The organism is Amycolatopsis sp. NPDC047767, assembly GCF_040704195.1.
In the GTDB taxonomy this organism is placed as follows: domain Bacteria; phylum Actinomycetota; class Actinomycetes; order Mycobacteriales; family Pseudonocardiaceae; genus Amycolatopsis.
The window spans coordinates 139493-161001 of the sequence record NZ_JBEYSJ010000015.1 but is presented as its reverse complement, the minus strand read 5'-3'; the positions used below and the strand labels follow the sequence as shown (position 1 = coordinate 161001).

Annotated in this window: 23 protein-coding genes; 17 read left to right on the top strand and 6 right to left on the bottom strand. The window is 71.6% G+C overall.

Features of this window, described 5'->3' with window-relative positions:
* Positions 1 to 4: 4 nt before the first annotated feature.
* Positions 5 to 1081: an LLM class flavin-dependent oxidoreductase gene (locus AB0878_RS26445; RefSeq protein WP_366582924.1), complete on the bottom strand. Its 1077-nt coding sequence runs from the start codon at positions 1079 to 1081 to the stop codon at positions 5 to 7.
* Between the two features lie 175 nt (positions 1082 to 1256).
* Between AB0878_RS26445 and AB0878_RS26440 the strand changes: the two genes are divergently transcribed.
* From AB0878_RS26440 to AB0878_RS26405, 8 genes are all read left to right on the top strand, one after another.
* Positions 1257 to 1886: a class I SAM-dependent methyltransferase gene (locus AB0878_RS26440; protein WP_366582923.1), complete on the top strand. Its 630-nt coding sequence runs from the start codon at positions 1257 to 1259 to the stop codon at positions 1884 to 1886.
* Positions 1887 to 1986: 100 nt separating this feature from the next.
* On the top strand, positions 1987 to 3312 hold the full coding sequence (gene ccrA, locus AB0878_RS26435) for a crotonyl-CoA carboxylase/reductase (RefSeq protein WP_366582922.1): 1326 nt from the start codon (positions 1987 to 1989) through the stop codon (positions 3310 to 3312).
* A gap of 62 nt (positions 3313 to 3374) precedes the next feature.
* Positions 3375 to 4172, top strand: coding sequence for an alpha/beta hydrolase (locus AB0878_RS26430; RefSeq protein WP_366582921.1), 798 nt, complete (start codon positions 3375 to 3377; stop codon positions 4170 to 4172).
* Positions 4172 to 5410, top strand: a complete 1239-nt coding sequence (locus AB0878_RS26425) for a SpoIIE family protein phosphatase (RefSeq protein ID WP_366582920.1) — start codon at positions 4172 to 4174, stop codon at positions 5408 to 5410. Before AB0878_RS26430 ends, AB0878_RS26425 begins: the two co-directional genes overlap by 1 nt.
* On the top strand, positions 5407 to 5772 hold the full coding sequence (locus AB0878_RS26420; protein WP_366582919.1) for an STAS domain-containing protein: 366 nt from the start codon (positions 5407 to 5409) through the stop codon (positions 5770 to 5772). Before AB0878_RS26425 ends, AB0878_RS26420 begins: the two co-directional genes overlap by 4 nt.
* Positions 5773 to 5854: 82 nt before the next feature.
* Positions 5855 to 6235, top strand: a complete 381-nt coding sequence (locus AB0878_RS26415; protein WP_366582918.1) for an STAS domain-containing protein — start codon at positions 5855 to 5857, stop codon at positions 6233 to 6235.
* 88 nt (positions 6236 to 6323) lie between these two features.
* Positions 6324 to 6752, top strand: coding sequence for an ATP-binding protein (locus tag AB0878_RS26410; RefSeq protein WP_366582917.1), 429 nt, complete (start codon positions 6324 to 6326; stop codon positions 6750 to 6752).
* Between the two features lie 109 nt (positions 6753 to 6861).
* On the top strand, positions 6862 to 7173 hold the full coding sequence (locus AB0878_RS26405; RefSeq protein WP_366582916.1) for a DUF6292 family protein: 312 nt from the start codon (positions 6862 to 6864) through the stop codon (positions 7171 to 7173).
* 78 nt (positions 7174 to 7251) lie between these two features.
* Here AB0878_RS26405 and AB0878_RS26400 read toward each other — a convergent pair whose 3' ends face one another.
* Entirely contained in the window at positions 7252 to 7914 is a 663-nt protein-coding gene (locus tag AB0878_RS26400; RefSeq protein WP_366582915.1) for a fasciclin domain-containing protein, read from the bottom strand.
* A 132-nt stretch (positions 7915 to 8046) separates the two neighbouring features.
* Positions 8047 to 9615: a molybdopterin-dependent oxidoreductase gene (locus tag AB0878_RS26395; RefSeq protein ID WP_366582914.1), complete on the bottom strand. Its 1569-nt coding sequence runs from the start codon at positions 9613 to 9615 to the stop codon at positions 8047 to 8049.
* A gap of 183 nt (positions 9616 to 9798) precedes the next feature.
* Here AB0878_RS26395 and sigK point away from each other — a divergent pair, with 183 nt between their 5' ends.
* Genes sigK through AB0878_RS26380 form a run of 3 tightly spaced genes read left to right on the top strand, consistent with a single transcriptional unit; the run spans position 9799 to position 11301 of the window.
* Positions 9799 to 10377, top strand: coding sequence for an ECF RNA polymerase sigma factor SigK (gene sigK, locus AB0878_RS26390; protein ID WP_366582993.1), 579 nt, complete (start codon positions 9799 to 9801; stop codon positions 10375 to 10377).
* Positions 10374 to 11087: an anti-sigma factor gene (locus tag AB0878_RS26385; RefSeq protein WP_366582913.1), complete on the top strand. Its 714-nt coding sequence runs from the start codon at positions 10374 to 10376 to the stop codon at positions 11085 to 11087. The genes sigK and AB0878_RS26385 overlap by 4 nt, the downstream gene beginning before the upstream one ends.
* Before the next feature lie 46 nt (positions 11088 to 11133).
* Complete coding sequence (locus AB0878_RS26380) at positions 11134 to 11301, top strand: hypothetical protein (protein ID WP_366582912.1); 168 nt, start codon at positions 11134 to 11136, stop codon at positions 11299 to 11301.
* A gap of 70 nt (positions 11302 to 11371) precedes the next feature.
* On the opposite strand, the gene AB0878_RS26375 is transcribed toward AB0878_RS26380, so the two are convergent.
* A complete protein-coding gene (locus tag AB0878_RS26375; protein WP_366582911.1) occupies positions 11372 to 12373 on the bottom strand; it encodes a ferritin-like domain-containing protein in 1002 nt (333 codons plus the stop codon).
* 495 nt (positions 12374 to 12868) lie between these two features.
* Here AB0878_RS26375 and AB0878_RS26370 point away from each other — a divergent pair, with 495 nt between their 5' ends.
* The 4 genes from AB0878_RS26370 to AB0878_RS26355 all read left to right on the top strand — a co-directional run bounded on the left by AB0878_RS26370 (position 12869) and on the right by AB0878_RS26355 (position 17139).
* Entirely contained in the window at positions 12869 to 13858 is a 990-nt protein-coding gene (locus tag AB0878_RS26370; protein ID WP_366582910.1) for an acyl-CoA desaturase, read from the top strand.
* Positions 13859 to 13950: 92 nt separating this feature from the next.
* Positions 13951 to 15072: an AI-2E family transporter gene (locus AB0878_RS26365; protein ID WP_366582909.1), complete on the top strand. Its 1122-nt coding sequence runs from the start codon at positions 13951 to 13953 to the stop codon at positions 15070 to 15072.
* A 59-nt stretch (positions 15073 to 15131) separates the two neighbouring features.
* Entirely contained in the window at positions 15132 to 16283 is a 1152-nt protein-coding gene (locus tag AB0878_RS26360) for a N(5)-(carboxyethyl)ornithine synthase (RefSeq protein WP_366582908.1), read from the top strand.
* A gap of 91 nt (positions 16284 to 16374) precedes the next feature.
* Positions 16375 to 17139 carry an alpha/beta hydrolase gene (locus tag AB0878_RS26355; protein ID WP_366582907.1) on the top strand — a complete coding sequence of 255 codons (765 nt, stop codon included), beginning with the start codon at positions 16375 to 16377 and terminating at the stop codon, positions 17137 to 17139.
* A 49-nt stretch (positions 17140 to 17188) separates the two neighbouring features.
* Here the strand turns inward: AB0878_RS26355 and AB0878_RS26350 are convergent, their stop codons facing one another.
* Positions 17189 to 17629: a DUF5994 family protein gene (locus AB0878_RS26350; RefSeq protein WP_366582906.1), complete on the bottom strand. Its 441-nt coding sequence runs from the start codon at positions 17627 to 17629 to the stop codon at positions 17189 to 17191.
* Positions 17630 to 17879: 250 nt separating this feature from the next.
* Here AB0878_RS26350 and AB0878_RS26345 point away from each other — a divergent pair, with 250 nt between their 5' ends.
* Positions 17880 to 18344 carry a DUF5994 family protein gene (locus AB0878_RS26345; RefSeq protein WP_366582905.1) on the top strand — a complete coding sequence of 155 codons (465 nt, stop codon included), beginning with the start codon at positions 17880 to 17882 and terminating at the stop codon, positions 18342 to 18344.
* A 17-nt stretch (positions 18345 to 18361) separates the two neighbouring features.
* Complete coding sequence (locus AB0878_RS26340) at positions 18362 to 18862, top strand: DUF5994 family protein (protein WP_366582904.1); 501 nt, start codon at positions 18362 to 18364, stop codon at positions 18860 to 18862.
* Here the strand turns inward: AB0878_RS26340 and AB0878_RS26335 are convergent.
* A complete protein-coding gene (locus tag AB0878_RS26335; protein WP_366582903.1) occupies positions 18847 to 21258 on the bottom strand; it encodes a lysylphosphatidylglycerol synthase transmembrane domain-containing protein in 2412 nt (803 codons plus the stop codon). The genes AB0878_RS26340 and AB0878_RS26335 overlap by 16 nt on opposite strands.
* Between the last annotated feature and the right edge of the window lie 251 nt (positions 21259 to 21509).

Below are 21509 nucleotides of genomic sequence, written 5' to 3'. Positions count from 1 at the left end.
CGGGTCAGGCGGACGGGGCGAGCTCGCCGGCGAACTGCGGCGCGATCTTCCCGGCGAACTCGGCGACGGCCCACCGGGCCTGGGCGAGCGGCGTGACTCCGGTGTTGAGGTGCAAGCTCACGGTCACGTCGTCACCGATCAGGGCACGCACGCGTTCGAGCTGCTCGGTGACCTCGCCGGCGGTGCCGATCAGGACCTTGTCCTGCTCCCACGACTTGCGCAGGTCGGCGGAGGCGACCTTGTCGACGAGCTTCTCGTAACCGGGGTACTGCGCGGTCGCGGCGCCGCGCCAGCTTTCGACGGCCCCGCTCATCTTGGCCAGGTAGTTCGCTTCGCCCTCTTCGGCCGCTTCCCACGCGCGGGCGCGATCTTCGTCGAGGTAGCACGTGTACTTGACCTGGATCCGCGGCGTGCGGTCCGGGTGGTTCGCGGCGAACGCCTCGCGGTACGCGGCGAGCATGTCGGCGAACTGCGCGCCGCTGGTGATCGTCGGCACGACCTGCAGGTTGTGGCCTTCGCGGCCGGCGGCGGCGCACGAGTCGGCGCTGGACGCCGAGGCCACGAACAGCGGTGGGTGCGGCCGCTGGAGCGGACGCGGGGTGAGCGTCACCGGCCCGAAGCGGTGGAACTCGCCGTCGAAGACCGCGTCGGTCTCGGTCCAGAGCGCCACGAACGCGCGCAGCGCCTCGCTGAAGCGGGCGCGGCTCTCTTCGATCGACACCCCGAACGCCGAGAACTCGTGCGGCAGGAACGCCCGCCCCGCCCCGACGTCGAGCCGGCCGCCGGTCAGCTGGTCCAGCATGGCGAGCCGGCCGGCCAGCTTGATCGGGTGGTCGAACGCCGGGATGACCGCGCCGGTGGTGATGCGCAGCCGTTCGGTGCGCGCGGCGATGGCCGAGAGCAGGACCACGGGGTCGGGGCTGAATCCGCCGTAGGGGCCGAGGTGGTGTTCCACGACCTGGACGTGCTCGTAGCCCAGGCGGTCGGCGTCGGCGGCCAGTGTCAGGCAGTCTTCGTAGTAGGCGCGTGGTGCCTTGTCCTGCTCGTCGAGGACGGGGAAGAAGGTCAGGCCGAAATCCATGGGCTCCCCAAAGGATCGAAGGTGCGAACGGTGTCGTCGGTCGGCGCGGCCAGCGTAGGCGCGCGAGGACTGGGGAGTTCCCTAGAGAACCGCTGGTAGACAGGAGTCGCCGGCCGAGACCCCGGTTCTCGTTTTCCTTCCACAGCTTCGAAAGGACGCCAGCGTGTCGAATCGGATGAGCACCGAAGTGCCCGAGATCTGGGTCAGCGACGAGCGCGTCAACAGCACGCTCACCACGATCAACGCCCGCGCCGCAGAACACGACCGGGCCCTGTTCGACCAGGTGCGCGACTCGCTGGCGGTCGCGGTTCCTCCCGAGGCGGGCACGCTGATGTACCAGCTCGTGCGCGCGACCGGTGCCACCAACGTGGTCGAGCTGGGGATGTCGCTCGGTCTGTCCACTGTGTACCTCGCCGCCGCGGTGCGCGACAACGGCGACGGCGGCCGCGTCTACACGACCGAGATCGACGAGGAGAAGATCAAGCAGGGCCGGGCTTCGCTGGAGCAGGCCGGCGTCGCCGAGCACGTCGAGGTGCTGGAGGGCGACGCGCTGAAGACGCTGGAATCGGTGCCCGACGGCATCCAGTTCGTGCTGCTCGACGGGTGGAACGAGAGCTACCTGCAGGTGCTGAACATCCTGCAGCCCAAGCTCGCGCCGAGCTCCCTCGTACTCGCCGACGACGTCAACCTCTTCGGCGAGGGGTGCCAGGACTACCTGGAGCACGTGCGCAACCCCGCCAACGGCTACCTCTCGGTCAACTTCCCGATGGGCGAGGGGCTCGAGCTGAGCATGCGCCTGGGCTGAGTCCTCGTTCCCGGCCACCGGCAGGAGTCCCCGGCCGCCCGGTTTCCGCGTGGCCGGGGACTTTCCCACCGCGGGCGATCCCCCGAAAGGAACCAAGACGATGACGGACCTGCGTGCCGCCGTGCTGAGTGGTGCGTCCCCCGAAGACCTGCTGAGCGCGCCGCTCCCGGCGACCTACCGCGCCGCGCACCTGCGCGCCGAGGACGTCGACATGTTCTCCGGCGCCGAAGACCGCGACGTGCGCAAGTCGGTGGCCGTGGGCCCGGTGCCGCTGCCCGAGATCGCGCCGGACGAGGTCCTGATCGCGGTGATGGCCGCCGCGGTCAACTACAACTCCGTGTGGTCGGCCACCTTCCTGCCGATGCCGACCTTCCGTTTCCTGGAGAAGTACGCTCGCCAGGGCGGCTGGGCCACCCGGCACGACCAGCCCTTCCACGTGATCGGCTCCGACTGCTCGGGTGTCATCGTGCGCGTCGGCTCGGGCGTGCGCCGGTGGCAGGTCGGCGACCACGTCGTGATCCACCCGGTGCACGTCGACGACCAGGGCGCCGCCGCCCACGACGACGCGATGATGGACGACCAGCAGCGCGCGTGGGGCTACGAAACGAACTTCGGCGCCTTCGGCGAGTACGCCGTGGCGCGCGCCAGCATGCTGGTACCCAAGCCCACCCACCTCACGTGGGAGGAGTCCGCGGCGAACACCTTGTGCGCCACCACTTCCTACCGCATGCTCGTCGGCTCGCACGGCGCCCGCATGAAGCAGGGTGACGTCGTGCTCGTGTGGGGCGCGGCCGGTGGCCTCGGAACCTACGCCGTGCAGCTGGTGAAAAACGGCGGCGGCATCCCGGTCGCCGTCGTCAGCTCAGCCGCGAAGGCCGAAGCGGTCCGCAGACTGGGCTGCGACCACGTCATCGACCGCACCGAACTGGGCCTCACCGGCGATCCGTCGGGCGACCCCGACGCCGTCCGCGCCATCGGCAAACGCCTCGGGGCCCGCATCCGCGAGCTCGCCGGCCGCGATCCCGACATCGTCTTCGAGCACACCGGCCGCGCCACCTTCGCGCTGTCCGTCTTCGTCGTCCGCCGCGGCGGCGTCGTCGTCACCTGTGGCTCCAGCTCGGGCTACGAGCACCTCTACGACAACCGCTACCTGTGGATGAAGCTGAACCGCGTCATCGGCAGCCACGGCGGCAACCTGCAGGAAGCCACCGAAACCACCCGCCTGATCTCCTCCGGCGCGATCGTCCCGGCCATGTCGGCGGTCTACCCGTTCGACGAGGTGGCCGAGGCCATGCGCCTGGTGCAGTTGAACGAACACGTCGGCAAGGTCGTCGTCCTGTGCCAAGCCCCCTCGCGCGGCCTCGGCATCACCGACCCCGCCCTGCGCGCCCGGCTCGGCGAGGACCGGATGGCGCCGCTGGCCTGACCGCGCCGGCCGAACGGGACGCGATCCGGCCACGCCCCGGCCATCGGTGACAGGATGGCCAGGTGGACGTGCGCAGCAGGAACAACGTGACCGTGACCGGCCGGGAGGACCGGCCCACGGTGCTGCTCGCGCACGGGTTCGGGTGCGACCAGAACCTGTGGCGGCTCGTCGTGCCGGCGCTGGCCGAGCGGTTTCGCGTGGTGCTGTTCGACTATGTCGGCTCGGGCAAGTCGGATCTGGCGGCGTGGTCGGAGCCGCGGTATTCGCGGCTGGAGGGGTACGCGCAGGACGTGCTCGACATCTGCGCGGAGCTCGAGCTGCGCGACGTCGTGCTGGTCGGGCACTCGGTGAGCGCGATGGTCGCGGTGCTGGCCGCCAACCGCGAGCCGGAGCGGTTCGCGAAGCTGGTGCTGCTGACGCCGTCGCCGCGGTACCTCGACGACGGGGACTACCGCGGCGGGTTCAGCCGCGCCGACATCGACGAGCTGCTCGACTCGCTCGACGCGAACTACCTCGGCTGGTCGGGCGCGATGGCGCCGGTGATCATGGGCAACCCGGAGCGGCCCGAGCTCGGTGAGGAGCTCAGGGACAGCTTCTGCCGCACCGACCCGGCGATCGCGCGGGTCTTCGCGAAGGCGACGTTCCTGTCCGACAACCGCGTCGACCTGCCGAAGGTCACCGTGCCGACCGCGGTGCTGCAGTGCGCCCAGGACGCCATCGCGCCACCCGAGGTCGGGCGCTACGTCCACGACCGGATCGACGGCAGCGTGCTGGTGACGCTCGACGCGACCGGCCACTGCCCGCAGCTGAGCGCGCCGGAGGCGACCGCGGCCGCGATCACGGCGTTCGCGGCCGGCTGATGATGGGCGAGACCGGCGGCGGGTCGGCCGGTGAACACCCCGAGGCGCTGGCCGCGTCCTTCTCCGCGCTGCTGGAGGACAGTGTCGAGGACCTCTACGAGCACGCGCCGTGCGGCTACCTGTCCACGTTGATGGACGGCACGATCGCCAAGATCAACACCACGCTGCTCGGCTGGCTCGGCTACCGGCGCGAGGAGCTCGTCGGGCGGCGCCGGTTCGCCGACCTGCTCACCGTGGGTGGCCGGCTGTACCACGAAACGCACTTCGCGCCGTCGCTGCGCATGCACGGCGAGCTCGGCGGGATCGCCCTGGAGCTCAAGGGCGCCGACGGGTCGCGGCTGCCGGTGCTGGTCACGTCCACCGTGAAGACCGGGCTGGGCGGCGAGGGCCAGCTGATCCGCACCACCGTCTTCGACGCGCGCGACCGCCGTGCCTACGAGCAGGAGCTGCTGCGGGCCCGCCAGGAGGCCGAGCACGAGCGCGACCGCGTGCAACGCCTGGCCACCACGCTGCAACGCACCCTGCTGCCCCCGGCCCTGCCGGCCGTGCCCGGAATGGACGTCGCCGCGTACTACCACCCCGCCTCGCCCGACGAGGTCGGCGGCGACTTCTACGACCTGTTCCCGCTGACGGGCGACACGTGGGCGTTTTTCCTCGGCGACGTGTCGGGCAAAGGCGCCGAGGCCGCCGCGGTCACCTCGCTGGCCCGCTACACCCTGCGCGCGGCCGCGGTCTACGAGCCGGATCCGGTCATGGTGCTCGGCAACCTCAACACGGTGCTCAACCACGAGTACCACGGCACCGACCCGCGGTACTGCACCGTCGTCCACGGGCTGCTCGTGCCCGACACCGCCGGCGCCACCGTCACCCTGGCCGGGGGCGGGCACCCGCCCGCGCTGCTGATCCGCCGCGACGGCGCGGCCGAGCTGGTCGACACGCCCGGTGGGCAGCTGGTCGGCGCGCTGCCCGACGCGCGGTTCGTCTCCGTCGAGCGCCACCTCGGACCCGGGGACACCCTGGTGCTCTACTCCGACGGCCTGACCGAGGCCCGCACCCAGGGCCGCGTCCGCTACAGCGAGGAGCAGCTGCGCGACTTCGCCTCGACCCTCGCGCCGGCCACCGCGACGACGGTGGTGGCCGCGATCTCCGGCCTGCTCGCCGGGTTCGCCGCCGGCGTCGACGACGACGCCGCGCTGCTCGCCCTGAGCATTCCGCACCCGGGAGACGAGGAGCCGTGACCATCGAGTTCGCCGCCACCACCCACGACACCGCCTCGGGCCCCTTGCTCGAGCTCAGCGGAGAGCTCGACGCCGCCACCGCGCCCGACGCCCTCGAAGCGATCCGGCTCCTGGCCCCGGCCGCCGGCCAGCAGCTGCTCGTCGACCTGAGCGGCCTGGTGTTCTGCGATTCCAGCGGCGTCTCGGCCCTGATCGCGGCCCGCAACGTCGCCCTCGCGGCCGGCGCGGCGATCGCGCTGGCCGCGGTGCCCGGCCACCTGGCCCGCACGCTCGGCCTCATCGGGCTGGCCGAGCTTTTCAAGACCTACCCCACCACCGAGGACGCCCGGAACGCTTGGGCGGCAAGCGCTTCCGACCAGTGACCGGGCGGCACGCCGCCCCGGCGCCCTCGGCCGCCTCGCCCGTGGCTGTGCGGCCCGGCGGCGGGCGGACGAGTATCGGGGAATGCCGGCATCAGATCCGAACCCAGGACAAGACCCCCGCTCGTTCGCGGGGGAGACGACCATCAGCCTGCGCCGCGCCGGTTCCGCCGTGGTGCTGACCGCACAGGGCGAGTTCGACGCGGTGACGACCCCGCGGCTGCGGACCTCGATCCGCGAAGCGGTCGAAGCCGGCCCCGAGGTGCTGGTCATCGACCTCACCGCCGTAGAGTTCTTCGGCTCGGGTGCGATCGCGGCCCTGGTCGACGCGCACCTGAAGGCCGCGGAGCAGACCAGCCTGCGCCTGGCGGTCGAGCACTACCTCGGCCGCACTCTGAAGCTGGTGGGCCTCGACCAGCAGCTCGCGACGTACGCCTCGGTGGAGGAGGCTCTGGCGGCCGGGTGAGCATCCGGTGCTTGGGAGTGCCGCGGGCGGGTACCCCGAGCCCATGACGTCCAGGCCAACCCGATCAGGAAAGCGCGAGGTGGCGCACATGGCTCCGGCCGGCGATCTCGGCGCGACCGTCACTCCCGAGCTGCGGGTGACGTCACCGGCACGGACCGGCGACGTGACCAAGGTGCGCCACAAGCTCACCCGCTGGATCGCGGCGCAGGAGCCGCCGGTCGACCTCGTGGGCGACATCGCGCTGGCCGCCTACGAGGCCCTGATCAACACCGCCGAGCACGCCTACCCGGCCGGCGCCGCCGGCGACGTCGAGCTGTGCGCCCAGCACCAGCCCGGCCTGATCCGCGTCACCGTCACCGATTTCGGCCGCTGGGAACGTCCGCCGGCCGCCCCCGACCCGACGCGCGGCCGCGGGCTGGCCCTCATCCGGATCCTGTCCGACGACGCCACGATCGTCCGCACCGGCGCCGGCACCACCGTGACCATGACCTGGCGCCTGCACCCCGACGGGGCCTAGCCCGCCGCGGCACTCACGGCCGGGTTTCGCCGCACCGGCGACAGGAAACCCCGCCCCCGAGACGATGGTGAGAGGCAGGCCGGTGGAGCCCGAGTATCGAGAAGCCCTGGTGTTGCGGCACTACGTGAACGCCGTGGCCGAGCAGGTCGGCGTCGAGGCCGGCGCGGCGTTGTGCGAGAGCGGGCCCCGGCCCAGCGCGTACATCGCGCTCGCCGACTCCAGCGCGGCCTGGCCCGAGCGGTTGCTGATGCTGCTGTGGAACGGTGAAGAAGGCTGGCGGCTCGCACTGGAGCCCGAGGGTGGTGAGGAGCCGGTGGTCGTCGCCGCGTGGCCGCACCCGGTGCGCCCGGCACCCGCGCGGGTGGCTCGCCGGCTGCGCGACGCGCTGCGGAACTCGGCGGAGGTCGTGGATTCGCTGTAGCTGCTGCCCTCCGGACTGCAACGAGCCCGGCGTGGCCTCTGGGGCAAGCACGCCGGGCTTGTTGGTCCGCGTCGGGGGTCAGTTCTTGTTGGTGCCCGGGGTGAGGACCTTGTCGATGACGAAGACGGTCGCGTTCTTCGTCGGGATGTTGCCGCAGAGGATCTTGGCGCCGTTGACGGTCATGGTGTCGCCAGTGCCTTCGATCTTGAGCGGGCCGCCCGCGGTGTTGAGCGAGGTGACGGTGCCGGCAGCGGCGAGGCCCTTGGCGTCGTAGCGCTTGCCGACGACGTGGTACTGCAGGATCGGGGCGAGCTGGTCGGGGTTCTGGGCCAGCTCGTTGAACTTCGCGTCGCCGAGGGCGTTGAACGCCGGGTCGGCGGGGGCGAAGACGGTGATGGCCTGCTGGCTGTTGAGCGTGTCGACCAGGTTGGTGGCCTTGACCGCGGCGACCAGCTTGGTCAGCAGCGGGTTCGTCGACGCGGCGCTGGCCACGGGCTGCGGGCCCATGGAGTCGAGCGAGCCGGGGGAGTTGCCCTGCGGCAGCTGCGAACAGGCCGGGCCGAAGACGTCGGCGTTGGTCGTCATGCCGTTCGAGACACCGGAGTCGGCGCTGGACATCGGGGCCGACGAGGCCGGGGCCGGGGCGCTGCTGCTCGACGAGCCGCTGTCGGTGCCGCAGGCGGCGAGTGCGAAGGCGGCGACAGCGGTGACGCCGATTCCGGCGATACGAAGGGATTTCACGGTAAAGCTCCATTCACAGTGGACAGATGAACCAGGACCGGCCCAGTGGTTCGCCGGGGTGTTTCTCGTGAGGGATTCGACGCCGGTCCAGAAAAGGATTGGTGGTGCGGGAAACTCTTTCGAGTGAGCCGCTCACGTCGCGATGAACGTGGTGGAGTGCCAGCCGGTGGCGCCGTCGGGCACGGTGCCGGCGCGCGCGTCGGTCTGGGTGTAACCGGTCTTGTCGGTCGCGCGGACGAACACCTGGTGCGTCCCCGGTTTCACGGCGATCTGGGTCCACCACATGCGCCAGGTGTTCACGTTGACCTCGGCCGAGAGCGTGGTCCGCTGCCACGGGCCGGTGTCCACTTTGATCTCGACGTCGGCGATGCCGTTGTGCTGCGACCACGCGATGCCGGCCAGCCGCACCGCACCCGCCGGCACGGTGTCGAAGCCCTTCGGGGTGTCGATGCGTGACTCGGTCTTGATCGGTGCCTGCTCGCCCCAGCCGCGTTTGAGCCAGTACGCCTGCCGGGCCCGCCAGGTGGTCACCTCGATGTCCACGACCCACTTGGTCGCCGACACGTAGCCGTAGAGCCCCGGTGTGACCAGCCGGGCGGGGAACCCGTGTTCCAGCGGAAGAGGTTCCCGGTTCATCCCGATCGCCAGCATCGCGCCGCGGCCGCGATCCAGCGCCGCCGCCACGGGCGTGCCGGAGGTCCAGCCGTCGACACTCGTGCAGAACAGCTGCTCCGCTCCCGGCCGCACGCCGGCCTCGGCCAGCAGATCGGCCAGGTCGACGCCGATGAATTCGGACGTCGACACGTAGTCGCCACCGACCTCATTGGACACACAGGTCATGGTGATCGTGCGTTCGACCAGCGGGCGGTTGCGGATGTCGGCGTAGCGGTAGCGCATTTCCCGCTCGACCATCCCGTGGATCCGCAGGCTCCAGTCCTCCGCGCGCAGCTGCGGCACCGACAACGCCGTGTCCACTCGGTAGAACTTGGGGTTGGGCGTCAGGAACGTCGGTGTTCCCAGCTTGGCGAAGTCGGCGTCGGCCGGGATCGCGGGCGCGGATTTCGCGGGCACGAGGGCACCGATCGCCGCCCGGGACGCCGTCGCGTCCCGGGTGCCGCTGACCAGCCGGCCGGCCCCGCCGAGTACCCCGGCCCCGACGAGAGCACCCGCCCCGCCGAGGAGAAACGACCGCCGCGACGCACCCCCGGGCCGCTCGGCCCGCGGGTTCTTGCGGGGAGCGATCCGGTGCAGCAGCAGGAAAACGGCCACGCCCACCACCAGGCTCGCCGCCGGCGCCAGCAGCGCCACGGCGGTCAGGTCTGGGCGCTGGTACACCGCGAACCCGCCGAGCAGCCCGAACAGGGCGACGATGACCACTCCCGGCCGGGGCGAGCGCAGCGACAGCACCCCGGCGACCGCGGCCGCGGCGACCATCACCGCGGCCATGCCGCCGAGCAGCACGACCTTGTCGTAGGTGCCGAACGTCCGCACCGCGAAGTCCTTCAGCCCGATCGGCGTCAGGTCGATCGCGCCGTTGCCGACGGCGAGGTAGGGCGAGGCGTTGATGCTGATGAACCCGGCCACGAGGTGCCCGGCCCCCAGCGCGGCGAGCAGCGCCAGCACCCCGCAGAGCGCCGCGGACGGGATGCGCAGCCGGGCCGGCGCGGTGCTCGGCGCGGCAGGGGCTTCGGTAGTGGCCATACCGGTCATTCGGCCCCGCCCGGCGTCCGGATGGGCACCTGCTCGGGTGAGTTTCCGATCGGCACCAAAACGGCACGGAACCGGTGGCGAATGCCTGGTGACCTGCCGGCTGAGTGCCGGTGGCGGACTCGGCGGTTCGGCCGGGAGGGACTTCACATGGCCGGTCACGCCGGAGTTTTGCGGATGGCGCCGCCGCAACTGTCTACAGTGGACGTCCAGGCGACACCCGAGGAGCTGCTCGCCCGGGCAGCGCTCGGGGACGAGGTGGCCTTCGCCGCGCTGTACGACGAGCTCGCCGGCCCCGTGCTGGGCATGGTCGGCCGGGTGCTGCGCGATCGCGCCCAGTCGGAGGAGGTCGCGCAGGAGACGATGCTCGAGATCTGGCGCAAGGCCGCGACGTTCAGCCCGGATCGCGGGAACGTGCGGTCGTGGGCGCTGACGATCGCGCACCGGCGGGCGATCGACCGCGTGCGGTCCGAGCAGTCCGGCTCCGACCGGGAGGCCCGCGCCGGCCGCCTGGACCCGCACCGGGACTTCGACGAGGTCGCCGAGCAGACGATGCTGCGCCTGGAACGCGAGGACGTGCGCGCGGCGCTCGCCTCGCTCACCGACCTGCAGCGCCGCTCGATCGAGCTCGCGTACTACGACGGATACACCTATCGCGAGGTCGGCGCCCTCCTCGACATTCCCGTGAGCACCGTCAAGTCGCGCATGCGGGACGGCCTCATCCGCCTGCGCCACGTCCTGGGAGCACGAGCATGACCACGGCCGACACCCACGCCCTCACCGGCGCCTACGTGCTCGACGCCATCGGCGATTTCGAGCGGGCACAGTTCGAACGGCACCTGCGCGACTGCGAAGTGTGCGCCCACGAGGTGCGCGAGCTGCGCGCCGTGGCCGCGCTGCTCGGCGTCGCCGCGGCCGCCGACCCGCCGGCTTGGCTGCGCTCGTCGGTGCTCGCCCGGATCACGACGACGCGCCAGGCCCCGCCGATCGTCCGCGAACCGCACCCCGCGGTCCGTATCCCCCGCCGGTGGCGCACCCGGGCGGCGATCGCGGTGGCCGCCGTCGCGGCCGTGGCCGCCGGCGTCGTCGGGGGCATCACGCTGGGCGGCGACCCCCACGGCTCGACGGTCGCCACCGCGGACGGCCAGATCCTCGCCGCGCCCGACGCGGTCACCGTCACCGCCCGCGTGGCCACCGGCGGCACCGGTACCGCCGAGGCCTCCCGCAGCGCCGCCCGCGTCGCGGTCTCGCTCGCCGGCGTCGCGCCGCTCGACCCCGCCCACGCGTACCAGGTCTGGCTGATCGGCCCCCGCGGCCCTCAGTCGGCCGGACTGCTCCGCCCCGACGCCGGCCCGCTGGTCACCGCCCTGCCCGCCGACGTCGACCACATCGCCGTCACCACCGAACCCGCGACGGGATCACCCCGGCCCACGACTCCGGGCGTGCTCCGGCTCGACCTCGGGTGAGCCACTGTCCACTTCGGATGCTGAATTCCCGTGGGGAGGAGAGCACGTGACTGCGCACGAGCCGGTCCACCACGTCGCCGGCGGCGGCGAACTGGCTCGCGCGCTGGACTCCTACCTCGCCGAGGGCTACGACATCGAGCGCGCGGCCGACGGATGGCTGGTACTGCGCCGCGGGTCCGTGCGGATCACGGTCGTCGTCGCACTCCCCGGCTGACCGAACGTGACGAAGGGGAGTGGCGGGCCACGCGGCCCGCCACCCCCCTTCGTTTCCGTAGTGTGCCGGGTCAGCCGGCGGCGCTGGTGGTGACGTCGCCGTTGACGCCCTGGGGGAAGAACCCGCCGGAGGTCGCGGCCTTGTCGGTCAGGTACACGATGTTGAGGACCTGGCCGGGGCTGCGGCTGTAGGCGATCCCGTTGGAGTCGGTGGGCACGATGTTGGCATTGCCGTGGGTGTCGATCACGCCCTGGTCGTCGTCGGCGGGGCCGTCGAGGCTGTCGCGGGCGGCGGACAGTCTGACCGACGCCGTTTTCAGGTCCGTGCTGAACAGACCGGTGCCGAGCAGGCCTCCGCCGCGCTGGTAGAGCGCGCTGCGGATCGTGCCGGCGTGGTAGGCCTCGACCGCGAGGATGCCCGCGGCCGCTTCGAGGTAGGTCTTGTTGCTGATCAGCGGGGCCGCGCCTTTGTAGGCGGTGACGCCGACGTCTTCGAACAGGTACGCGGCGAGCAGGAAGTTCTCCTCGCACGCGAACGCGTCGAACGTGTGCCCGGGCTTCACGATCCCGGCCGCCTGCGCGGCGGCGGTGAAGCTGGACTGCAGGTCGATCGCGGGCCGGCTCACCGCCGCGGCACCGAGCGCGGAGCGCAGGAACGCGACGTGGGCCTTCTCGTCACCCGCGATCTCCTGCGCGTACTGCTTGGTGGCTTTCGTCTCGAACCGCACCGCGCGGCCGCCGCTGACCCCTCCGCGGGTGCCCGTGCCGGTGGTCATCGAGTCGGCCAGGCCTTTGCCGGTCACGGCGTGCAGGTAGAACTCGGCCTCGAGGTATTCGAGGTTCAGCGCGAAGTTGAGCACCGCGCCGTCACTCACCTCGGCGCCGGCCTCGGCCACCGGCGCGGACCGCCGCGTCGCCGCTGCCGCCGGCCCGGCGAGCCCGATTCCGCCGAGCGCGCCGACGCCGACGACGCCGAGCCCGGTCATGCCCGCGGCCTGGAGGAACTTCCGCCGATCCTGGGGATTCTCCGCGCTCCGGCTGATCATGGAGGCGGTATAACGCTTGCCGAACACAGGCGATCTCCTTCCGACCCGGCACCGCGATCGGCCGCGCCGGGCGAACCCGCGCCGGACGTGCGCGCGGGCAACGGATCTTGCGTGGACCACCGGAGTTCGGCGCCGCTCGGGACGCGGATTGGTCCGGACCCCGGATCGGGTGGTGGCGGCGCCGAATCTTTTCGGCGGAACGGAAAAAGATCGGCCCCGCACCCCTCCGTTCGGATGGCCGCCGCATCCGGCACTCCGGGCGGCTCCGGCGGCACCGGTTCCAGCGGCGTGACCGACAACGCCGGCGCCACCACGGGTGACACCTCCGGCCCGGTTCGGGGAACCGGGAAACTTCCCGGCATCCCACCCCCAAAATCCACTGTGGACCACGGGCGGAACCGGTCCGGCCGTGACGCACGTGTGACCCACCCGACGGTTTTGCCTCACCCCACGCGGGATATCCCGGTGCTAATCGCCCCAGAACTCGGCGACCACCGTCCGTCTCCGAGAAAGAGCGATCGCATGACACAAACCCTCACGCGCCCTGGTAGCGGTGCGCGAAAACCCGCGCAGCCGATGCTGTCGGGTGAAAAGACCCGAACCGAGAACTCCTTGGTCAAACTGTTCGCCGTGGTGCCGTTGCTGGCGCTGGTGGCGGCGGTGCCGTTCGCGTGGGGCTGGGGTCTCGGCTGGGTGGACCTCGCGCTGGCCGCCGGGTTCTACGTCCTGACCTGCCTCGGCGTGACGATCGGGTTCCACCGGCACTTCACGCACGGTGCGTTCAAGGCCCACCGCGGGCTGCGGATCGCGCTGGCCGTGGCCGGGAGCATGGCCATGCAGGGCCCGGTGATCACCTGGGTCGCCGACCACCGCCGCCACCACGCCTTCGCTGACCGTGACGGCGATCCGCATTCCCCGTGGCGCTACGGCACCTCGCCCGCCGCGCTCGCCAAGGGGTTCTGGTTCGCCCACATGGGGTGGCTGTTCGACCGCCAGAAGACCAACGCCCAGCGGTTCGCCCCCGATCTGCTCGCCGACCGCGACATCGCGCGCATCGACCGCTGGTTCCCCGCGCTGACCGCCGTCACGCTCCTCGCGCCCGCTCTCATCGGCGGCCTCGCCACGATGTCCTGGTGGGGCGCGGTGACCGCCTTCTTCTGGGCGAGCCTCGTGCGCGTCGCGGTGCTGCACCACGTGACCTGGTCGGTGAACTCGCTCTGCCACATGATCGGCGACCGGCCCTACGCCGCGCGCGACAAGTCGGCGAACTTCTGGCCGCTGGCGATCGCGTCCATGGGCGAGTCGTGGCACAACTCCCACCACGCCGACCCGACCGGCGCCCGCCACGGCGTCCGCCGCGGCCAGATCGACATCTCGGCCCGGATCATCTGGCTGTTCGAGAAGGCCGGCTGGGCCACCGACGTCCGCTGGCCGAAGCCCGACCGCCTGGCCCGCAAGCTCAACCCGGGCTACGCACCGGGCCTTGAACGCGGAGTGCTCGATCCCCGGTGACACTGCGCCCGGGGCCACGGCCTGGTTCGATCAACGCGGGTTGAACCCACAGCCTCCACGATCCGAACACCCGCACCTCCGGAGGCCCAGCCGTGCCCGAATCGCAGGAACCCGAGCAGGGTTCGTTCGCCGCCGCCGAAGCCGCCGCGGCCGAGCTCAGCACGGCCGCACAGCCGTTGGGCGCCAAGGGAAAACCGCTCAACCGGCGGTCGCCCTTCCTGCTCGGTCTGGCGGGCGCGGCCGGCGTGGCGGTGGTCTACGGGCTGGTGCTGATCGTCGTCGGGCTCCAGGACATCCTGGTGCTGATCGGGCTCGCGCTGTTCCTCGCCATCGGCCTCGAACCCGCGGTCTCGTGGCTGACGCGGCGCCGGTTCCCGCGCTGGCTCGCGGTGACGACCGTGTTCGTCGTCGGGCTGCTGGCCCTCGGCGGCTTCCTCACCGCGGCGATCCCGGTGGTCGTCGAGCAGGGCACGCAGCTCGTCGCCAAGGCGCCCGGCTGGTTGCACGACGCCCAGAACCACAACACCGTCCTCGGGCAGCTCAACGACCGCTTCCACCTGCAGTCGCAGCTCGAAGGCCTGCTCAGCGGGCCCGGCTTCGGCACCGGTCTGCTCGGCGCCGGCCAGGCCGTGTTCAGCGCGTTGACCAACGTGCTGATCCTGATCGTGCTCACGGTGTACTTCCTCGCCGACCTGCCCCGCATCCGCGCGGGCGGCTACCGGCTCGTCCCGCACTCGCGCCGGCCCCGCGCCATCCTCCTCGGCGACGAGATCTCCACCAAGGTCGGCGGTTACGTGCTGGGCAACCTGGCCATCTCTGTCATCGCCGGCGTGCTGACCCTGGCGTGGCTGCTGATCTTCGGCGTCCCCTACGCGGCGCTGCTCGCGATCACCGTCGCCATCCTCGACCTGATCCCGGTGGTCGGCTCGGTCGTCGGCGGCGTGCTCGTGAGCCTCGTCGCCCTGACGGTGTCCCTGCCGGTCTGCCTCGCCACGATCGGGTTCTTCGTCGGCTACCGCCTCGTCGAGGACTACCTCCTGGTGCCCCGCATCATCGGCGGCGCGGTGAAGGTGCCCGCCCTCGTCACCGTTGTCGCCGTCATCGTCGGCGGCGCGCTCCTGGGCATCGTCGGCGCGCTCGTCGCCATCCCCATCGCCGCCGCGGCCCTGCTCATCGTCCGCGAAGTCCTGTACCCGCGCCTCGACCGGGCCTGATGAATTCACGGCCGGCGCGCCGAGTGTGTTAGGACTGGGTCCTAGCAAAGGGGCTCCAGGTGCACCAGCTCAGTCTCGGCGTCATCGCTCTTTCCCGGAAAGAGAACGAACGCCGGTTGCCGATCCACCCGCACCACCTCGACCGGATCGACGCCGATCTCCGGAAGACCATCTACCTCGAACACGGCTACGGCGAGTCCTTCGGCGTGTCCGACGAGCAGCTGGCAGGCCTCGTCGCCGGGTTGCGCTCGCGTGAGCAGCTCATCGCCGAGTGCGACGTCGTCCTGCTGGCCAAGCCGCTGGCCGGCGACGTCGCCGAGCTGCGCGACGGCCAGGTCCTGTGGGGCTGGCCCCACTGCGTGCAGGACGCCGAGCTGACCCAGCTGGCCATCGACCGGCGGCTCACGGTGATCGCTTTCGAGGCGATGAACCACTGGCGTCGCGACGGCTCGTTCGGCCTGCACGTGTTCCACAAGAACAACGAGCTGGCCGGGTACTGCTCGGTGGTGCACGGCCTGCAGCTCATCGGGTCGACCGGCGACTTCGGCCGGCGGCTGCGGGCCGTGGTGATCGGCTTCGGCGCGACGGCCCGCGGCTCGGTGACGGCGCTCAACGCCCACGGGATCCACGACGTCGACGTCCTCACCGCTCGCGGCCTCAGCGCGGTCGGCTCGCCGATCCACTCCGCGACGATGGTGCACATCGACCACGACGTGACCAACCCGGGCGATCTCCGCCGCAGCCACGCGCTCACCCCGACCGGCCGGGTCCCGCTGGCCGGGTTCCTCGCCGAGCACGACATCGTCGTCAACTGCGTGCTGCAGGACACCGCCGCGCCGCTGACCTTCCTCATCGACGACGACCTGGCCGCGTTCACCGCGGGCAGCCTCATCGTCGACGTCTCGTGCGACGAAGGCATGGGGTTCAGCTGGGCCCGGCCCACGACGTTCGCCGCGCCGACCTTCCCGGTCGGGGACGGCATCACCTATTACGCCGTCGACCACAGCCCGTCCTACCTGTGGAACTCCGCGACCTGGGAGATCAGCGAAGCCCTGCTGCCGCACCTGCGGTCGGTCCTCGCGGGCTCCGCCGGCTGGGACGAGCACCCGACCGTCCGCCGTGCCATCGAGATCCGCGACGGCACGGTCGAGAACCCCGCGATCCTGTCCTTCCAGCACCGCTCGCCGGAGTACCCGCACGACAAGCTCTGAGCCCCGGCGAAGCTCGGCCGCGTTTGCCCACCGCGCACGAGGTGGAAAGATCGTTCCGACGACGGACCGGCCGAGGGAGGGTGACGCAGCGGTGCGTGACGGGTTCGCGATTTCCCCGGACGGAACGAAGGTTCATTTCTCCACGGAGGGCCGGGGGCGGCCGCTGGTGATCGTGCCGGGGGTGCTCGCGCCGCTGGAGCTGTACCGGCCGCTGGCGCGGGTGCTGGCGGACCGGTACGCGGTCGTGCTCGTCGAGCGCCGGGGTTACGGGCGGACGTCGCCGGGGCCGGCTCCGGCGACGTTCGACCGGCAGGCGGAGGATCTCGTTGCCGTGCTGGGGGAAGTCGCGAAGCCGGCGATGGTGTTCGGACATTCCTTCGGTGGCCTGGTGAGCTTGGCGGCCGCGCGCGCCGCCGAGGAGCGCGTCGCGGGGATGGTGCTGTACGAGCCGCCGGTGGCTCTGCTCGGCGGCCCGCTCGAACCGATGCTCAAGGGCTGTCGTGAAGCCGTCGAGGGAGGTGATCCGCAAGACGCGGTGCGCCTCGCTCTCACGTTGAGCGGGTCACCCGCCCCGCGCGACGAGGGCGCCGCCGACGGGACGGTCGCCAAGCTGGCGCGGCTCGTCCCCGGCCTCATCGCCGACCTCGAGTCCGCGACCGGGCTGAAAGTGCCGGCCGAGTACTGGGCCGGCGTGACGGCACCGGTGACCTTCGTCGAGGGCGGTAGTACGACGCCGGAATACGCGCGCAGTGTGGCGATTTTGTGCGCCGTTTATCCGCGTTCGCGGCACGAAGTGCTCCCCGGCGAAGTTCACATCCCCAGGGCCATGGACCGCATCGCACGATTTTTCGCGTGAGATCTTCCATGTCCACATCGGACTGGAATTTCAGTACTGGTGCTCTGCCTTACGCGGGAACGCCTTCGCCCGCAAGGATTTCCGTCGTAGTGGTCGCGGACCCCTCGCCAGCGGCCGACCGCAGCGCGGTGTCGGCCGCTTCCCGCGGAGTTTCCGGGGGTACGACCAGCAGGATCAGCTGACGTGAATTCGACCCGATCGCCGTGATCGTGTGCGGGTCCGTGAATCGGAAGCCCTCGAGCGGCACGATCCGGTCGCCGAGGTACACCTTCCGGGTCGCCGGGTCCCAGGTGTCCAGGTGGTAGGACACCCGCGTGACCGGTCCCACCGACTGCTCGAGCGCGGCCGCCAGCGAGGGCAGTTCCGCTTCCAGATCCGTGGAACGCGGCCACCAGCCGCCGTCGACAGAGCCGCGTTCGGTGCCGGAGTTTTTCAGCCGCAGGCGGGGCTCGTGGATTTGGTCGGTTTCCGGCTGAATCGCGGTCGCCATTCCGGCGCTCCCACCTCCGGCCCTCGACGGGGCCGGGGATTGTTCGTGCGCCAGCGGTGGCACCGGCGAGCAGCCGGACACTCTTCCCCCTGGTACCACCACGCTACCCCGAATGCGGGCGAAATCGGCGTACGCTGAGGTTATTGGCCCAGGAAATCACGGAATTCGACTCTGCCGGCCGAGGACGGCGCACCTCGGGGAAATCGCGGGAGCGCTCGTCGCACGAGGCAAGCCGGACAGGAGCGCGACCATGGAGTTCGGAACGGACCGCGGTGCCGCGGGAACGGTGATCGGCTCGCTCGCGACCGGAAAACGGCTGCGGCTGAAGGAACCGGGAGCGACAAAAGGCTGTTTCGACGGCGCCTGGTGGCCGCGTTCCCGTGATCCGGTCGCGGAGTTCAGCGCCCTCGTCTCGTCGATCGCCGCCGGGCTCGGCCGGGTGGAACGCATCGGCTTCAACCCGGCCGCGTGGGACCTCGCGCCGGCCCGGCTCGCCCACGGTCCCGATCTGGTCCGGCTGGCGGGATTTTTCGGTCTGCAGCAGCACACCGTCGTGGTGATCGGGCCGCGTATCCACCACCTGACCCTGCTGGTGATCCCGCCGGAAGCCGACCCGGCCGCCGCGGAACGCGCCCTGGCCGCCACGTCCGCCCAGGACAGCACCGACTCCGCCCAGCTCATCCTGAGCGACAGCGGGGTCACCGGCCCGGCCTGACCGGGATCGGAATTCTCATGGACGCCCCGCTCGACGGCTCCAGGGTGCGGCTCAAGCCGCAGCCTTCCGTCACCGGCTTCGTCGACGGCGCCTGGTGGCCGCGTTCGACGGAGCTCACCGCCGAGGTGCCGGAACTCGCGGCCGCGCTCGCCGAACGGATCGGACCGGTGTGGCGCGTGGCGTACCCGTCGCCGGCGTGGACGGTGCCCGGAACCCGAATGGTGAACCGCGGCATGGTCATCCGACTGGAGGGGTTCCCCGCCCAGGACCCGCACATCGTGCACGTGACCGGCAGCCTGATGCGCCGCCTCACCCTGCTCGTCGTCCCCGCGGAAACCACACCGGTCATCGTCGAGCGCGCGATGTCGGCCGCCTCGGACCAGAACGACGCGACCCGCCCGGCGGCGCTCCTCAACGGCGCGGGCCTGGCCCGCCAACCGTCCGAAAACGACGTCTGCCGCTGGGAATCCGAAGGCGGCTCAACGGAAATCCGCCGTCCCGGTCAGATGGTGCCGTGATGCTGGAGATAACGGAACGTCGCGATTCCCGGTAGGACCGGCAGCCAGTACGTCAGCAGCCGCGAAGTCAGCACCGCCGCCACCGACGTCGCCGGCGGCACGCCCACCGCGGTCAGCCCCGCGACCATCAAGCCCTCCACCGCCCCCAGGCCGCCGGGAATCGGCGCGAGGTGCCCGAGGGACTGGGCGACCACGAACACCACGAGCACCGCGGCGACGGGGACTGCGACGCCGAACGCGGCCAGGCTGGTGGCGAGCCCGAGGCCGGAGAACAGCAGATAGGCGCCCGCGCCGCCGAACAGTTCGAGCGCGCGGATCGGGTCGCGCAGCACCGGCAGCAGGTCGCGGGCCATCGCCACCGTGGGCCGGACCAGGCGCCGGCGCCCCAGCGGGGAGCCGATCACGATGCCCGCGATGACCAGCGCGCCGCCCGCCCCCGCCAGGACGGGCCACCCGTGCGGGATGGACACCCCGTGAACCACTCCCGAACCACCGAGCGCGAACACACCGATCACGCACCAGAGCGCCGAGACGGCGCCCGTGGCGGCGAGGTTCAGCAGGGTGACGCCCACGGCGTGGGCGCGGCGGATGCCCAGGCGTTCCATGAACGCGATGTTGATGCCGAAGAACCCGACCCCGCCGGGCGTGGTGCGCCCGGTGAACGCCGCCGCCAGCTGCACCGCGGTGGTGCGCCAGAAGGGCAGCGGCGTCACGCTGGAACCGAGGAACGACACGGACGACATCACGATCGCCAGCAGACCGGTGACCACGGACGCGAGCAGCCAGCCCCAGTGGGCGTCCCGCAGCGAGCCGACCACCTCGTCGATTCCCGACAGCTGCGGCAGCAGCACATACACGGCCGCGCCGAACAACAGCAGCCCGACGATCGTCCTCGGGCGAACCGGGGAACGGAACGTGGGGATGGGCCGGTCGATGGTTTCGGCGAGCGTCTCACGGAGATCGGTCAGCACGTAGCGGCCGTCGATCTGGCTCCGGATCCTCCGCGGCAACGCGAGGGGCTGGAGGTAGGGCAGGGCCGCCTCGAGCCGGTCGGGCGACAGCGTCCTGCGCGCGCTGCGGACGGTCCGCTCGACACCGACCAGCGCCGTCAGGGACACCAGCGCCTCGGCGAGGTCCTGCGCGCAGCGGGCCGGGGCCGCGCTCACCCGGCCGAAGGTGAAGTCGAGCAGCCACACGTCGCCGGCGGTGTCGACGAGGAAGTTCTCGGGCCGCAGGTCGTGGTGGGCGATCCGGGCCTCGGACAGGATCGCGACCTGCCGCCAGATGCCGTCCAGCACCGGCTCGCCGATCTCGGCGGAACCCAACCGGCGTCCCTCGACTTCCCGGCGCACGAGCAGCGGCGAGCCGTGTTCGGTCTCGCAGACCGACACGACCGGCGGCGTCCGCACCCCGGCGCGATCGGCGAACAGCGTGACGAACGCTTCGTGCTCGGCCTCGTGGTAGGTGGTCGAGAGCGGCGGATCGTCTTCGGCGTCGAGGGAGGCCAGCAGCCGCCTGAGCCGGTACCACGCGCCGGCGCGGCGATGCAGCCGGCGCACGATCTGCACCCGGAGCCGGTCGCCCGTCGAGGTGTCCACCGTGAACTGCAGCGGTCCCCGCGTGCCCTGCTCGACCGGGAGCACGCGGACCGGGTTCAACCCGGCCACGTCCAGCGCGTGGTGCACCGCTTCCGCCGACGTCCGGCGCCCGGGCGCGCCCAGCACCAGGTGGATGATCGTCCCGGCGCCCCAGCCGAGGAACACCCCGGCGAAGGCCCCCAGCGGGAGGTGCCCGCCGAGGTACACATCGGCCGCGGCAGCCAGGACCGCCACCGCCCAGGCCAGGTTGCGGACCTTGACGGTGAGGTAGGGGGCGGCGACCGTGGCCATCGCCGCCGCGATCGCCGCGGGCACCGACGGGAAGTCGAATCCCGCGGCGCCGGGAAGGCGGATCACCGGATCCGACAGCAGTTCGGCGGGAACGGGCCGGAATCCGGTGAACCAGTGCAGGATCCGCGCCGACCCCCAGGCGAGGGTGCCGGCCGCCGCGAGAGACACCCCGAGCCGGATCCGCTTGAAGTACAACGCCAGCGCGGAAGCGGCGGCGATGCCGATCCAGCTCCCGACCCCCGCCAGCACCCGCCACACCCAGACGGACTCGGCCGGGATCTTCCCGAGCTGCTGGTAAATCGCCACCTCGACCGGGTTGATGGCGGGGTTTCTCGCCACAAGTGAGCACAACGTGACCACGGCCGCCGCGATCGCCAGCGAGATCAGGTCACCGGGTCTGCGCCCGATCGACAGCGAAATCCGGCGCCGGCCGCTCGCGGCGGCCGAAATCTCGTTGTTGCCCTTCACTGCTGCCTCGGACTCATCGCGGGTCGCACGGTCGACCACCCCAGCGTCCGCCCAACCCGCGACCAGGACAACCGGGAGGACGACGTCGGCGAGTTTGCGTTCACGCGGCCGGGGTACCCGAACGGCTCGCCCCCGGACTTCGGGCTCCGCTCAACCCGCGCCGTGCGAGTCATCGACGCGCCCTGCGTCGTGAGTGTCTACAGCGGACGCGCCGCCCTGGTGAAGAATTCGCCGATGTTCGCGCGGTCTCCTGGACCGGCGCACGCACGCCTGCCGCGACCAGGGCCTAG